A 15269-nucleotide genomic window follows, 5' to 3' on the forward strand; every position below is an offset into this window, starting at 1 on the left:
AACCCCGGGACCGCCGCACCCCAGTGCGGCCGAGGTCTAGCGCGCTAAGAATGAGTTCCGGCAGAAAGCGGGAATTTCGGGTTAAGGCCGACTGTTCTCCGGTGGCTTTGGGTCCGGTGGCCGCACTGGGGTGCGGCGGTCCCGGGCGAGGACCGACTTCGATTACGATGCAAGAAATACTTGCATGCGGAGGGATAGCGTGATCATCAAGAAACAGTACTACTGGGGGTATCTGGCGGTTCTGCTGAGCGTGCTGGCCACCTACGCGATCTATTTCGGGTCCATGTGGTTCTACGACGACTGGTACGATTACCGCCTGAAGTACCTGGCCAAGCTCGGAAGCATGGGCACGACCATGCTGATGTGCTGGGCGATAATTTTAGCCGCGCGGTTGCGGGTCGTGGAGCGGCTGTTCGGGGGGCTGGACAAGGTCTACAAGGCGCACCGTCGATTCGGCGAAATCGCATTGTACATTATTTTTCTGCACCCGATTTTTCTGGCCCTGGATCCCGAGTTCAACTTCCTTCGGTTTTTCTGGATCGCGCAACTGCCCGGTGAAGCCGCACATTACCATCTTGCCCGGATGTCCGGTCTGGTTGCCCTGGCGGGGCTGGTCGGGCTGACGGCGGTGTCCTTGTGGATCTCGCTACGCTATCACGTCTGGAAACAGACGCATAATTTTTTCGGGCTGGTGCTGGTTGTGGTTGTTTTCCATGGGATCGTGGCCCAGGGCGAGATCATGTCCTATCCGCTGCTCGGCCTCTGGTTCGGCGTGTGGGTTGCGGCCGCGGTGTGCTGCTATTTCTACATCCGGGTGCTCTACCGCTGGTTCGGCCCGCTCCATGACTACCTGGTGGATCATGTCCGGACCCTGGGCGACATCACCGAAGTCTACCTGCGCCCCCGGGATCCGAAGCGAAAGATGGTCTTTCAGCCCGGCCAGTTCCTGTACGTCTACTTCGAATCGCCGGACCTGCGGGCCGAACCGCATCCATTCAGCATTTCATCGGCGCCCCAGGCCGAAACCATCCGGATCTCAGTGAAGCAGATGGGCGACTGGACGGAACAGCTACCCGTGCTGGAGCCGGGTCAGCGGGCCCATGTCTGGGGCCCCTACGGCAAGTTCGGGGAGCACATGGCGGAACACGCGGACAAGGAATCCGTGCTCCTGGCCGGCGGGATCGGGATCACTCCCTTCTTGAGCATGGTGGAGAACGAGGATTTTCGCGCTGGAAAGTTCAACAAGGCCCATCTCTTCTACAGTGTGCAGAAACCGGACGAAGCCTATTATCACGATGAAATAAAGGAACTCGGACTGAAGGAGGAAAACCTGCACTACCTCCCCCACTCCTCCGACGAGGAAGGCTACCTTACGCCGGAGGTCATCGCGGACCGTGTGGGCGGCGACCTGAAGGCGAGGGTCTACCTGATCTGCGGGCCCAAGGCGATGATGGACTCGCTGCGCGAGAAACTCATGGAAGCCGGTGTGCCGTTTGAGCAGATCTTTACGGAAGACTTCAGCATCATCTGATGCCAAATTGAACCGCCCGCTTCTCTCAAGGCGCGGAGGACGCCCAGGAAAACATTTTGGAAAGCAGGGAAAGAGATGCTTTCCAAAAGGATTGCCTCCCCCTGAAGGGGGAAGTCATGTTCGCCGTCAGGCGTGAATCTCTTTTGACTTCCGCATCTTTCCAGCGGAAGTCAAAAATTCTTCTTCGTGTCCTCTGCGCCTTAAGCGAAGCGAGCGGTTCAAATTTCCTAATCATTCGATACTCACCAAATATCCACAACTACACGAATCGGAGGAACGACATGAACCAGAATTATCCCAAACCATCGACCATTCTGGACGGCCAGACCGCCATTGTCACCGGCGGCAGTTCGGGTATCGGCGCGGGCATTGCACGGGCGCTGGGCGAGGCCGGGGCCAACGTGGTGGTGAACTACTCCAGCAGCCGCGAGGGGGCCGAGGAGGTCGTCGCGGGGATCAAGACGCATGGCTCCCAGGCCATGGCCTTCCAGGCCGACGTAAGCAGCGAATCGGATGTGGGGGACATGTTTCGCAAGACCGTGGAGAAGTTCGGCACCGTGGACATCCTGATCAGCAACGCCGGAGTGCAGCAGGACGCGGAGTTTACGGAGATGACCCTGGATGAGTGGAACATGGTCATCAACATCAACCTGACCGGGGGCTTTCTCTGCGCCCAGGCCGCGACCCGGGAGTTTCTGCGCCGGGGCATGGTTCCGGAGCGATCTTCGGCCTTGGGCAAGATCATTTTCGTGAGTTCGGTGCATGAAGTAATTCCCTGGGCCGGACGAGTGAACTACGCCTCATCCAAGGGCGGGCTGATGCTGTTCATGAAAAGCATCGCCCAGGAATTGGGGGCCAAGGGAATCCGCGTGAACAGCATCGCTCCCGGCGCGATCAGGACGCCCATCAATCGCGAATCCTGGGATGACCCCGAGGCGAAGGCCGAACTGTTGAAGCTGATCCCGCGCCACCGCATCGGCGAACCCGCGGATATAGCCAAGGCGGCCTTGTGGCTGGCTTCGGACGAGTCGGACTACGTCCACGGCACGAGCCTGATCGTGGACGGCGGCATGATCCTCTACCCGGGGTTCATCTCCGCGGGCTGAACCTCCCCAGGAAGATAAAAGCTGGTTTTCCCTTCGAAATCGCAATCGAAATCGAAATCGACTCTTCCCCTTCCCTCTTCGTGCTCTTCGTGGTTAAATCTCTGAGGATTATTTTACCACGAAGGGCACGATGGTTGGTGTGCTTGAGATTAAGTCATCCACCAGTGCGGCCAGTCGATTGCGATTATGATTGCGATTTCGATTATGAGTTGGATGGGGAATCGTGCATGGGATATGGAATTACACGCGGCAGCAGTTTTCGCCGGAGGGGAAGTTGGGGCGTCCTGAACTGATCAGAACCTGTTCGATCTTTTCCTTCAACTCGGTCAGGTCAATGGACTTGCAGACGAAGTGATCCGCGATCAATGATTGCAGATTATACTGAAAATCCTCACAGGAGCTGCAGAGAATAACCGGAATGCCTTGATCATGAATCCGGATTTCCTGCAACAGATCAAATCCGGAACGATTGCCGTCCAGCTTGATGTCCAGGATGACCACATCGGGATTTTCCTGCCGCAACAGATCAAGGATGTTTCTTGAACCGTCGGATGTGGCGACATTATACCCCGCATCCTGGAGTTCCTCGAAATAGAACAGACGGATATAGTACTCGTCATCGATAACCAGAATTTTCGCGTTGTACATCTGAATCACCTTCACATGGTCATGGATTGCCAGCCTCGCAGACAACGTCGACCTTGTAGAGTCATTGCGGATTGGAATTCCTGATTGATCCCGCATGGAACTGGACCGGATCCAAGGCTGCGTTTACATGACGATGTATCAATATCAATGCCAACGCATTACCGCGAGCAATACTTTGGAATCATTTACTTTTGGAACATGAAGCAGAACCATGGACCAAATGAATTCCATGGTTGCAAGAACTGATTCTTGAGAAAAAACTCAGAATTTGGCGAGTTCCAAAATAAACCGCAGGTTTTATCTATCTGTTGATCCATAAATCTGATAATCCGGATGAGCCGGCTGATCTCAAACACGGCTCTGCATGAGTTGCGGGAGCACAGCCTCTTGCTGTGAGTGGCTACTCAGCAGTGCCGGAGAAAAAACTGGATAGCGATAGCGCCGGTCTTCGCCGGGATGACTGACAAGAAAAGGTTTGCTTCGATTCGTCATTCCGGTGAACGCCGGAATCCAGTAGCTGGAGAATTGTCATGCGCGTATGTGCTGAATAGGTACCGTTATGACTGCGCAACGGCTTGTTGGTAAGAGGCCGATGAGGGAGTTTCTGTCCGGCCCAAACAGGGTAAACCAGCCGGAAGATCAAATCTGCCGTGAGACGCCATGGGACGACACTTCCTTGCCTTGCATCCTGTTCTTGGGTACTTCACTGCAAAAGAATGATGCCGGGAGCATCTTCTTCAACTCACTGTTTTCTTTGCTATTCCAAGGATCTTGTCACGTAATGCCTCGAGATGTCCATCTTCCTTCACCAGCCGAGATCAAGAGCGTCATCAGGTTTGATCGCAGGCAACTGCCCAGCTTTCCCCAGGTCGCCCTGAAAATGCTGGAAGCGCTGGGTGATGCGACCACTTCCCTGCACGACATTTCCCGGATCATCGAGACGGATCCCGGCATTGCGGCCCGGGTTCTCGAAATTGTGAACTCGGCCGGCTACGGCACCCAGAGGACGATCACCACGCTGCCCGAGGCCATGGTGGTTCTCGGGGAGGATGAAATCAGGCAACTGGCCATCGGCACCACGATCTTTCAGGGGCTGTTCGCCTCGGCCGGGTCGAAGCAGTTCGACAGGATCCATTTTTGGCGTCATTCTCTTTCCGTGGCGGTGCTGTCCCTGGAAATCGCCCGCAAGGCCCGCTACCCGCGCCCGGAGGAAGCGTATGTCGCCGGTCTGCTGCACGATGTCGGAAAAATCTTCCTCGATCTTCAAGGCCACCGGGATTACGGAGATTTTCTTTACCAGGCCGCAACCGGCGAGGAATGCCTGATCGACCAGGAGCGCGCTGCCCTGGGTCTGGGGCATGACGATGTGGGTGCATTTTTCTGCTCCCTGTGGAAATTGCCGGAGCGAATCGTGCTGCCCGTCAAATACCATCACCAGCAATTCCAGACGCGAAACTTTTCCGATGAAGAGACCCTGCTCATCGCCACGGTTTCCCTCGCCGATTTCATCTGCTGGACCCAGGGCGTCGGCTCGCTGGCTGGAGACAGGATTCGCCCGCCGATTCTGGTTCCGGAGATCGAGCACTGCATCGATATTGAGCAGATCGGCATCATTGACCGAATCATGGCCATGAACCGGGAAATGGAACGCATATCCGAGTTTTTCCACTTTGTATTTCCCACCCCCGGTCAGATTCATGAAAGTCTGATCCGAATGAACTTCCATCTTTCCAGGGCGAACACCAGGCTGCTGTTCCCGAATGCCTCACATGCACCACATGTCCCACATGCACCAGACGCCCAAGGTGATCCGGAAGCTTTGAAAAAAGCTCCCGGCCTCCAGCAGCGGGCAAACCGCCCTCCCCTCCTCCCCGACGACGGCTTCGAGTTCGGCAAATACCTGGCCAAGGCGAAAACCTTTCGGGAAGTCATGGACCTGATCATGTACCGGATCGGCGTTGCATTCGAACCCATGCACTGGGCCTTGCTGCTCAAGGACCCCAGAAGCCGGGATCTGGTCTTCTCCGTGGTTGAGGGCGCCAACAAGGACAAACTGCGCGGAACCCGACTCGCCGGGGATCAGGGCATTGCCGGCCGCATCCTGGAAAACCGGGCGTCGCTGCTTGTCGAAGATCTGTCCGAAGATCCCGGCCTGGCCGGTGGCGTCACCACCTCTTTGGGCCTTGAACCGCGAACCTGCATGGGCACATTGCTCCGCGGCGAAAACAATACGTTCGGGGTGATTGAACTGGTCAACAAGGTCGACGGAGGCGTCTACACGGCAGACGAATTGAAGCTGCTTGAGTCCATTGCGGATTATGCGGCCATTGCCATGGAACGCGTCCATTACAACCAGGTCCTGCATCGGGCGGCCACCACGGATGCCCTGACCGGGCTCAAGAACCGCTACAGTCTTGAACGCATTCTGTGCAACAAGGACGAGATATCCAGGCGATATGGACAGGATATGTCCATCATGATCATCGACATTGACGACTTCAAGCAGGTCAACCGGAAACAGGGCCGCCGGGCCGCGGACGAACTCCTGAAACAGGTCGCCGGGTTGATCAAGACGACGTTCCGGCGCACTGACGACGTTTTTCGCTACGAGGGGGACAAATTCATCGCCCTGCTGTCCGGAACCGACAAACAGGCAGCGGACCAGGCCAAAAACCGGATGCGCAAGTCGTTTGAAGCGCTCAAGGGCGAGACGGACACCTCCATCAGCGTCTTCGTGCATTCCGTGCGCACGGATCACTCCAGCGGTCTGATCCGGTTCATTGAGGAACGACTTCCCCAGGACAAGGCCGGTGAGGCATGCGCCTCCGGGGAAACCATGGAAGAGAGCCTGCGGCCCCTTCTGGATCAGGGCGCGAGGAACCAGGAAGTCGGCAGGAAAAAAGTCTATCGCAAGAAGGTCATGCTGTACGGCGAGTTCACGCAGCTCCAGACGAAACAGGGAGGGATCATGAATGTGGTGGAACTCGCCATGTTTGAGATGGGTTTTACCGTCCCGCCGGATCAATACAATATCCGGCCGGGGGATTTTCTGGATGTTTCATTCCACCTGGACGACAGGAACAGGTCCCTGATCGAACGACGGGTCATGGTTCGCGGCGTTCACGGCGAAAAGATCGACGCCGAATTCTACAACCCGCCCCCCTACGCAAAAGACCTCGGATTCTATCTCCTGGCCTGAAGCGAGGATAATGGGATCACAGTCCGCAATGGGGATATCCGCCTTCGCGGGCATGACTGACTTGGACATGCCACGGAACCAATACCATTCCCGCAAAGGCGGCGAATCCAGAACATGCTTGGCGCATGTTTTGAAAGCTCCCCTTATGCTGCCCTCTCTCAGGCTGTGTAATTACGGTAATATTTCCGAAGGTCACTCATGCTCGGGTGGTGTTGCGTGCTCGCGGAGAGGATAAAGCCAAGCGCCAATCCAATACCAAATGCGGCAAGCACGACTTTGCCGGGGTTTTCGCTACTGTAGTTCCTGACCCGGCGATATTTTTCTCCAGCCATCTGTTCTGTTTTCTCATAAGTGTCACTTACGGCTCTCTCTGCCCTATCGTAATACTCCGCGCCGCGTTCCTTGACGCCCTGATCTTCGGACCTTTCGCCACCGCGTCCCACTATCCCCTGACTTGAAGTCTCAAATCTGTTTTTCTCATTAGCCATGATGTTCTCCTTGATAGTTCATAAAAAATTATTCATTAATATGTTTCATAACCGCTCGGCACGCCCTCACCTGAATCACGTCTTTTATGCGATGATGCCTGGGACACCCCGTTGGAAACAGCTTTCTGGGTGGCATCCTTGATCATATTCGAGGCAACCTTCGTGGCAATGCCTGTCAGGGTCAGCCTGATGATGCCGGGACTCGAGGACCGGGGCATCAGATCTCCGAGGGTATCGCGAACTTCATCGGCAATCGGGCGCAGGAATCGCTCCATGGGAGTAGGACGCGGCAGCAAAGCCACGGAGGCAAGATAGCCCAAGCCGGCAGCAACTCCCAAGGACAAATACGGATAATTATTTACCTGCTCCCGCCAATCCATTTTTGATTTGATCCGCTCGCCGATCTGCTCCACCGTGTGGGATACATTCTCTTTTTCCCTGGCGATGTCCTGACGAATCTCGTCGACGCTCCGTTCGGCATTCGGCTTTGGCCTTGCACCTGTGTCATCATTCATTCCGTTGTCCTCCTTGAATTACTGATTTTTCACTTCCGGAACGCTTTTTTCAATTTCATGGAGCCGATAAGGACAATGAGCACCCCAATGAATATAAACGTTCCACCGCTGGCCAGCGCCGCCATGACAGGCTCCATGTAAGAAGTGAGCCAAATGATGAGTGCGATGCTGAGTGGTATGAAGGCGATAAAACAGATAACCGCGCCTATGATCAGCGTCACGACTCCGCCACGAAAATCCGCCGCCTTTTCTTGGGCTCTGCGAATCACAAGTTCGATCTCATCGCGAACTATATTTGATACATTGTTGGCAAGTTGCTCCAACAACTCTTTGAATGATTCGCGTTGCGCAGGACTTTTGTGTTCCACTTTGTTTTCCATGTAGAAAACCGCCTCCTTACCTTCGTCGTAACATTGCTCCGACAAAAAAACCTACGGCTCCTGCAGCCATCAGGCTTGGAACCGGGTGCTGCCGGATGTATTCCCGAACATCGGCATCCGCCTGTTCCAAATCAAATTGCCGAACGTAATCAGCTGATTTCCCCAACCACTCCGACGCCTGATTTCCATACTCAACCATACTCTCGTTCCCGACCTGATCCACCGTCTTTCCGCCTAATGCCTCGGAGACCGCATCCAACTGATCGGCAATGGTATGCTTGACGTTTTCAAAACCCGTTGGCTTGCCTGAAACCTGTTGTTCTGCCGTGGTTGGGCCAGGCTTATCGTACGTTTGACCGTCCATTGTTCACCTCATGAAGATACGAACTGTAAATTGCCGAAACCGAAGATTCACAGTCCATTCTCGTTGAAAACCGTCCGTCATCGACGTCGATGACGGACGGCTGTATTTTTTTAAAGGGGCGATGACTTGCCTGCATCCTCAGGAAGATCTTTCAATTGCTCTTTTGTCATCGGCAGATAAATTCGAGTGTTTCCATGATCATCCTTATGAATTTCGACCTCGCTGGGAGAAATGGCAACGGTATGCGCGCCTATTCCGAGAAATCCGCCGACATCGATAATAAACTTGTCAACTTTGTCTGATGTGACAATTACATCTTTTACCCCGGAAATCTTGGCATGGTTGGAGTCATATACATAGGAACTTTTCAGCTCATCCACGGATACCGCGGAATGATCAATCAGGTTGTAGCCCTGTTCAGGTTGCAATTTATTCATGACGTACTCCTTGTACTGTTCTGATTTACAGGTTCAATCGTAACTATTCAGCACATACAGTACATAGCCATTCCCCAGAAATGGATTCCGGCTTTCGCCGGAATGACGTATCAGGGCAAGCTTTGTTCCATGTTAGTCATATCGGTGAAGGCCGACGCTATCGCTGTCCAGATCTGTATTCTGACTCTGCTGAAAAGTTACGTTCAATCAATCATTAAATTGCAGGCATTCAGCAAATTCAATGGGTCATTCCTTCTCGATGTTGCTGAACAGATACATCAATTTCATCGAAGCACTTTCTGAACCACGTCCGAAAGCGCATAAGTGAACGGCTCGACAAATTCGTTTCGACGCGAACGGCGACTGCTTGCACCCAGTAAAAAGCCAAGCCCGACACCGACTCCTAACGCGATAAGGACGGTGGTGCCGGGTTTTTCGCAACTGTAGCTTTTCGCCCGATCATACGTTTTGTTCATGACTTTGCCCGTTTTTTCATAGACATCGCCGAGTTCCCTCTCCGCCTTGTCCCATGACGCAGCTCTCCGATCCTCCATGCCCGGCCCAATGGCGGTCTCGTAATCACGCTGAACATCTCCCAAGCCTTCTTTTTTGGGAACCGCATACTTATCTTTTTCAAGATCCATGGCATCCTCCGAAGATTTAATAGGTTACTCTAACAACTCCATCGCATCGAATGTTCAAGGAATCCAATGATTCGGCAACTGGGAGCCCCTGTCACCATCAGCTCATCGAATTACGGCCACCACTCCGGCAACCCGGATCATTTGAGGCACACTCGATGATGATGCGAAAGAAACAGCCCACACCGGGACTGAACAGCTCCAGCATTGAGGGAGATTATAGATACCCCGGGGAACCTGCGTCAGTAGGGAAATTACTAAATTTCAAGGTAGGAAGCGTGGGTGAGGAAGGTAGAATTATCTGCCCAGGGCTGCCCTTTGGGTCCTTAGCGTGATTACATGCCACGATCAGGTTTCAGTTCGCCCGAATATAACATTCAAAAGCAGAGACCACATAAGTCCACCCCATAACTTATGGCTGGTCACAGGCAGACTTGGCGAGTGCTGACATTCAAGGCTTAGTTATGTCACTTAGCTTATGGTTTCCCCAAAGCTTTCGCAGGTAATAGTTGATCACCTTCTCGTCATGCCGCCACGACTTCTTGTGCATCTTAATGTATGGCAAGTACCTGCCATTTATGAATTCCTGAAACGTCATGGAATTCTTGTACTTGTCCGACTCCGTGGCAGGATCAAGTCCAAGAACGGCTTGCGATCTGATATACCTGCCCATTTGCATGGCTTCTTCGCGACTAACAGAGTCTGTCGGACCTATCCGCTACTTGGCGCAGCCTTCCGAACTTGTCTCTGTATCTCTGAGAGAAGGTGCAATTTACCTGTCGCCCTCACCTCCAACAGCAAACCAGGTACAACCGTATCGAAATAATCGACTTTCTGGTTGCCCTTTGGCTTGGGATGGTTTGCTATAAATGGTGCGTTTAGCTGGATTTTAGGCATCTTTTTTTTACCAATTTTGATTACAATATTAAAATTCATAAAATATTCAAAAATGGTTAAATCCTTCCCTGTCAATCAGCATCATGGTAAGGCATCCTCACCAAATAACTGAGATCTGGAGATATAGTTTTGATAATCAAAGGTGTTCAGATTAAAGTAGCACGGGCACTTCTTGGCTGGTCACAGGCAGACCTGGCGAATGTCTCACATCTGTCTCAATCCCTCATTGCCAGAATGGAAAGCGGATCGGAGCAGACAAAAGAGAGCACCTTGATGCTTTTTGAGACGATAAACCTGAGGCAGGCAGGGATCAGGTTTATCAACGAGGGTGATGGAATTGTGGGGTGGGTGGTGCCGAAAGAAGACCAAGTGGCCCAGGGGGATGAGAAATTGGCAGGGAAAGTTGATGTGGACTTCTGGGGCAGTTAATCATCAACTCAAGTCAGATTGGGGTTATTCGAGAATATCTCACAGGAGGAGGATCATGAAAAATGCATTGACCTGCATCTTGGCAGCAGGTTTACTGCTTTGCTCATCCGGCTGGTCCCTGGCGTTGCGGTGTGGCAATGAACTTGTCAAAACAGGTGATTCCAGGATGGTGGTCCGGAACAAGTGCGGAGAACCTCACGACATCGTCGTTTCCACCAGGGAAATCAAGGTCGGGACCGAAACAACCATCACCACGGTGATTGAAACATGGACATACAACCTGGGTCCCCGTGAATTTTTATACTACCTGACATTCAAGGACGGCAAGCTCTCTACCATAAAAACCGATGGGTATGGTTTCTAAAAGGAATCTGTAAGAGGTTGTCCGCGTGTGAGGTTCATAACCAATAATTGTATAACTGATTTGCAATTACCAGCTCGCTCCCGTTTAGGCCGGTCTTTACATCAGCCCAGGGCGGCGAGAAAATAGGCGGAGAGGGTTGATATGGATTTCTGGGGCTGTGGATGGCCCAGGAAACGACTTTTAGCTTGTTGTGATGGTTTAGGGGTTGCGGATAGCGAAAATAATGGCTTAACGACTATGTCAAGGAGGTGGAAAAAATCACACAATCAAGTTTATGTGTCGCCATACATGACCACGAGCATATAAGGGAGATGGAAAATATTAATTTACCGCTTTTGGCTGGATGAGGATATCGTACAGCGAGAGTTATAAGGAGCACTGCAAACGTTGTTTAAGGACTGAGATTGGATGAATGAAAACACCGTAACGGTAATTTAGCATATTCCAACTCCCTAACTGCTGACCCACATCTTTTAAACTTCCCAGACGATGGTTTTCAGCCTCCAGGAGTCCGATTTGTTCGCCCGAGATCGGTCACGTTGTTACAGCACCACACCCGCAATTTCATCCCCAGTCACGGATTTTCTTACCAGGGAAGACCAAATTTCTTCTGACCAAATAATTGAGGACTAACCCCGCAGCGGAAGCGATGATTTTTGCCCAAGTTGCGGCGTAACTACACAGCAGAACCAGAAAAAGACCTGGATACCGGCCTTCGCCGGTATGACTAGCGTGGTAAAGGCTTGCCCAGAAACGTCATTCGGCGAAAGCCGGAATCCAGTGCTGGAGAATGATCATGTACCGTATGTGCTGAGTAGTTACGTTGCGGCGAGACCAACGGAGATCAGGACTTTGGTCAAGGAGACTTCTAAAATGGCCACGCTTGTTACTCCCCTCTCAGCACCTCCATATACTCCCTCGCCGCCTTCTCCGCGGTGAAATCCTCGGCCCGGGCCTTGAGGTGCTCCGGGTCCACATGAAAAGCGCCATTGAGGCTGTGAAGCATGGCCTGAGCCAAGGCTTCGGGGTTTTCCACCGGCACTAGTTGTCCAAGTTTGCCATTTTCAAGGATTTCCGCCGAACCGCCAGGGCAGTCAGTGGCCACAACTTGTGTCTTGCAGGCCAGTGCCTCGATGAGCACACTGGGCAGCCCTTCATGTCTTGAAGGCAATATCAAGAGATCGGCCTCTCGCATCCAGGGCAGGGGGTTGTTTTGGAACCCAGCGAAGTGCACCCGCCCGGTCAGCCCCATGTCCAAAATCATGGATTCCAGTTTCGGCTTGAGCGGACCGTCACCCAACAGAACAAGATGTGCCCCTGTTTTGTCCGCGATGAGCCGGAAGCCCGCCAGCAGAACGTCCAGTCCCTTGGCCGGGACGAACCGTCCGACAAAGGCGATCCACGGGGTACCCAGCGGGACCGGACAGCTCTCCAAAGGGTGGTTCAGGTGCTCGCGAACTTTTGGGGTGAGAACAGGGTTTAGAATGACACGCAGCTTTGCACCCAGCCCGGGAAAGTGGGTACGCAGATCATCGGCAACAGACCTGGATACAGCGACAACTCCCCCGGCTCTGTAAACGACCCGGCGCAACAGCCCTGCCACGGTGCGCAGTTTGAGCAGCCCACTCCCTTTGGCCTGGGCAAGTTCCGTGGAGAGATGATTGTGTACGCTCACCACAACAGGCACCTTTGAGCAGGCCAGCCTGCTGATGGTCAGGGTCATGGCGTTGATGTCGTTGGCCGCTGAAAGAATATGGGTTGGCCTGTGCTTGCGCAGATACCGGTATAGCCCCCAGGGGAACAGCAACGGATGCCGCCGGGCCACCACGTGAATCTTCACTTGGTCCGGCACCATGGTGCACAGCGGCCCCTGGAACCTGCTCACCACCAGGTCCATGTCCACGCCTTGCCTAGCCCACTCCTGCATCAGATGTACATGAATGCGCTCCATACCGCCCCCGGCCAGAGTGGGCAGGATTATTGCCAGCTTCATTCGGCCCTCTTCTGTCTGCGGCCACCCGCGCTGTTTTTGCCTTGGGCACCGTCCTGTAGAGTGTAAAAGAGATCAATATACTCCCAGATCATTCTGTCCAGGGAAAACCGCTCTTCAGCCCGCATCCGCGCATTTGCCGCAAGCCGCGCATATTGCGCCGGGTCCATAAGCAGATCTCTGACCGCCGCGGCAAAGGCCTCGGGGTCATCAAGCGGACAAAGCCTGCCCACGGTATCGTCCACTGCCTCGGGCATGGATGAAACATCTGCCGCAACTACTGGCGTGCCGCAGGCCTGAGACTCCATCACGGCCCTGGACAATCCCTCTCCTCTGGATGGGAAAAGGAGCAGATCAGCCTTCCGGTACTCCCTGACCATCTGCCGCTGATCCAGCTGACCCAAAGGATGCATATTGGGCAGTTTACCTGGAATGTCCTTAGCCCTTAGCCCAGCAGTGTAGTACAATTCATAATCCGGTCCCAGCCTCTGCATTATGGGGGCAAGCATATCCACCCCTTTGCGGGAGGTCAGATTGCCCACGAACAGCAACCGTGCGCCATGGCCCACCGGCTTGCTTTTCTCACCATCCAACGGTTTGAAAAAATTCGTGTCCACGGCGTTGAGGATCACCTCGGGACGGGGCAAAGCCAATACCTTCGGATATTGATCAGCCGTATAATTGCTCACTGCCACCACTGCGTCGGCTCGCTTTGCACTGGCTGTGACATACCGCCTGATAAGATGGTTGTGATAAACCTTTTGAGCAAAGCTCTTGTACCGCTCCAGGACAGGGTCATGGACGCAGAGTCGATCCACGACCACCAGATGCTTGCCGGGTCGGGCAAAGGCAAACCCATTCCAGGAATTGGTCAAAATAATGCTGGCATCTTCAGGAGCGGTTGCCCGGGACAGCAGCCAGGGGGCAAACTGAAAGTACAAATGAAAGGGCTGTGCAATGACCTTTGCGCCTGCCCGTCGGAGTCCCTCGGCTAAGTATTCCGTCGAAACGTCCGCGCCGCTGCCGCCTTTGATGTAAGGGAGCCAGACTGTTATTATCTTGCCCATCTTTAGTTTACCACTAGGGTTGTTAGGAGAAATTACGGTTTTCGTGTTAAATCCAGGAATAAAGACTTCCATTTCCCCATGACAGTTTCCTCGGAAAACGTCTCCCGCACAGCCACGGCCCTGCTGCCAAGTTCTTTGCGGTAGTCCTGATCAAGCATCAGTTGCTCCATGGCCCGAGCCAGGGCCGGGACGTCTTCTGCCGGGACCAGGAGGCCGTTTTCACTGTTTTTGATAATATCCCTGGGGCCGGTTTCGCAGTCAAAGGCGATGCAGGGGCAACCGCAGGCCATAGCCTCCAGCAGCACATTGGGAAACCCCTCGTAGCGGGAACTAAGAACAAATATATCCGCACGCTCATACCAGTCCCCGATATTGCCAGCCAAACCCGGCAAGAATACCCGCCCCTCAAGCCCCAGGTTTCGAACCAGTTTAACAAGATGATCGCGTGTGCCGGTGTCGCCCGCATCTCCATCCTTGCCGACAATGACCAGCTTCCAGGCGCTGCGGTGTGGACCGATCATCGAGTAAGCCTTGATGAGCAGGTCAAAGCCTTTAACTTGAGACAGCCTCCCCGCAGCCAGCATCACTTTGTCACCTGAAGCCAGCCAATCCTGAGGAAGAATAACAGGCTCCCTCTCGGGCAAGGGCCAAAAGATAGCGTTGGGGATCACCTTGATGTTAGCGGCGGCGACATGCCTTTTCAGCCATATGGCCTCCTCGCTTGTTTGTGCCGCCAGGGCGGTGGCTTGGCAATAGAGCAACCAACGCTGTTGGGCCAAAAGCCATGCGATCTTTTTTTTGCCCGGGTAGCTGCGCTCAGAGACCACCACCCGAACTGGCAGACCCAAGCCGGTCAAGATAGACATCACCGCGCACTTGGTCATCATGCCCAGGACAACATCCGGCTTATCGTGGCTTAGAATCTGACGCAGCCTCCTGAAGTTGCTGATATTGACAAGAATCTTGCCCAAAAACGACTTGTCATGGGCCGTGTCCAGGCAGTACCGGGTGACGCTCTCATCCAGCCTGTAGAAATCCCTCTCCTTGCCATGCATGGTCACAACAATCACGGCACAACCGGACCGCGCCAGGTATCCCGCCAGGGACGAAGCAACCCGCTCCGCCCCTCCGCAGGTCAGGGAGTTAATGAAGATGAGAATTTTAGTTTTTTTCATGCAAAGCTGTGCACGTTCGTTCGCCTGTTCAACATTGT

General features: G+C 53.7%; 15 protein-coding genes. 5 read left to right on the forward strand and 10 right to left on the reverse strand.

Translation table 11 applies throughout. The features are described from left to right. Window positions 1-199: 199 nt before the first annotated feature. Window positions 200-1531 (forward strand): ferredoxin reductase family protein, encoded by a 1332-nt coding sequence (locus ACYQ15_RS06305; protein ID WP_459936677.1) that lies wholly within the window; start codon window positions 200-202, stop codon window positions 1529-1531. A 281-nt stretch (window positions 1532-1812) separates the two neighbouring features. After that, entirely contained in the window at window positions 1813-2637 is an 825-nt protein-coding gene (locus tag ACYQ15_RS06310) for a glucose 1-dehydrogenase (RefSeq protein WP_459936678.1), read from the forward strand. A gap of 240 nt (window positions 2638-2877) precedes the next feature. Here the strand turns inward: ACYQ15_RS06310 and ACYQ15_RS06315 are convergent, their stop codons facing one another. Beyond that, window positions 2878-3285: a response regulator gene (locus ACYQ15_RS06315; protein WP_459936679.1), complete on the reverse strand. Its 408-nt coding sequence runs from the start codon at window positions 3283-3285 to the stop codon at window positions 2878-2880. Window positions 3286-4066: 781 nt separating this feature from the next. On the opposite strand from ACYQ15_RS06315, the gene ACYQ15_RS06320 reads away from it, so the two are divergent. Continuing rightward, window positions 4067-6484 carry a sensor domain-containing diguanylate cyclase gene (locus ACYQ15_RS06320; protein WP_459936680.1) on the forward strand — a complete coding sequence of 806 codons (2418 nt, stop codon included), beginning with the start codon at window positions 4067-4069 and terminating at the stop codon, window positions 6482-6484. 158 nt (window positions 6485-6642) lie between these two features. Here ACYQ15_RS06320 and ACYQ15_RS06325 read toward each other — a convergent pair whose 3' ends face one another. The 6 genes from ACYQ15_RS06325 to ACYQ15_RS06350 form a co-directional block, all read right to left on the reverse strand. Further along, window positions 6643-6972, reverse strand: coding sequence for a hypothetical protein (locus ACYQ15_RS06325; RefSeq protein ID WP_459936681.1), 330 nt, complete (start codon window positions 6970-6972; stop codon window positions 6643-6645). 35 nt (window positions 6973-7007) lie between these two features. Beyond that, a complete protein-coding gene (locus ACYQ15_RS06330) occupies window positions 7008-7487 on the reverse strand; it encodes a hypothetical protein (protein WP_459936682.1) in 480 nt (159 codons plus the stop codon). Window positions 7488-7516: 29 nt separating this feature from the next. Beyond that, on the reverse strand, window positions 7517-7867 hold the full coding sequence (locus ACYQ15_RS06335; RefSeq protein WP_459936683.1) for a phage holin family protein: 351 nt from the start codon (window positions 7865-7867) through the stop codon (window positions 7517-7519). Window positions 7868-7883: 16 nt separating this feature from the next. Continuing rightward, window positions 7884-8231 (reverse strand): hypothetical protein, encoded by a 348-nt coding sequence (locus tag ACYQ15_RS06340; protein ID WP_459936684.1) that lies wholly within the window; start codon window positions 8229-8231, stop codon window positions 7884-7886. A gap of 110 nt (window positions 8232-8341) precedes the next feature. Then, a complete protein-coding gene (locus ACYQ15_RS06345) occupies window positions 8342-8668 on the reverse strand; it encodes a PRC-barrel domain-containing protein (protein ID WP_459936685.1) in 327 nt (108 codons plus the stop codon). A gap of 284 nt (window positions 8669-8952) precedes the next feature. Beyond that, window positions 8953-9312, reverse strand: coding sequence for a hypothetical protein (locus ACYQ15_RS06350; protein ID WP_459936686.1), 360 nt, complete (start codon window positions 9310-9312; stop codon window positions 8953-8955). 1023 nt (window positions 9313-10335) lie between these two features. Here ACYQ15_RS06350 and ACYQ15_RS06355 point away from each other — a divergent pair. Together ACYQ15_RS06355 and ACYQ15_RS06360 are read left to right on the forward strand one after the other, a co-directional pair. After that, window positions 10336-10635 carry a helix-turn-helix domain-containing protein gene (locus tag ACYQ15_RS06355; protein ID WP_459936687.1) on the forward strand — a complete coding sequence of 100 codons (300 nt, stop codon included), beginning with the start codon at window positions 10336-10338 and terminating at the stop codon, window positions 10633-10635. Between the two features lie 55 nt (window positions 10636-10690). Continuing rightward, window positions 10691-10999 carry a DUF2845 domain-containing protein gene (locus ACYQ15_RS06360; protein ID WP_459936688.1) on the forward strand — a complete coding sequence of 103 codons (309 nt, stop codon included), beginning with the start codon at window positions 10691-10693 and terminating at the stop codon, window positions 10997-10999. 886 nt (window positions 11000-11885) lie between these two features. Here ACYQ15_RS06360 and ACYQ15_RS06365 read toward each other — a convergent pair. The 3 genes from ACYQ15_RS06365 to ACYQ15_RS06375 are packed head-to-tail and all read right to left on the reverse strand — an operon-like array spanning window position 11886 to window position 15231. Then, the gene (locus ACYQ15_RS06365; protein WP_459936689.1) at window positions 11886-12992 is read right to left on the reverse strand and encodes a glycosyltransferase; all 1107 of its coding nucleotides are present in this window, start codon (window positions 12990-12992) and stop codon (window positions 11886-11888) included. Beyond that, complete coding sequence (locus ACYQ15_RS06370) at window positions 12989-14056, reverse strand: glycosyltransferase family 4 protein (RefSeq protein ID WP_459936690.1); 1068 nt, start codon at window positions 14054-14056, stop codon at window positions 12989-12991. The genes ACYQ15_RS06365 and ACYQ15_RS06370 overlap by 4 nt, the downstream gene beginning before the upstream one ends. 32 nt (window positions 14057-14088) lie before the next feature. Further along, window positions 14089-15231, reverse strand: a complete 1143-nt coding sequence (locus ACYQ15_RS06375; protein ID WP_459936691.1) for a glycosyltransferase family 4 protein — start codon at window positions 15229-15231, stop codon at window positions 14089-14091. Window positions 15232-15269: the final 38 nt, after the last annotated feature.

Source organism: Desulfonatronum parangueonense (genome assembly GCF_054656975.1).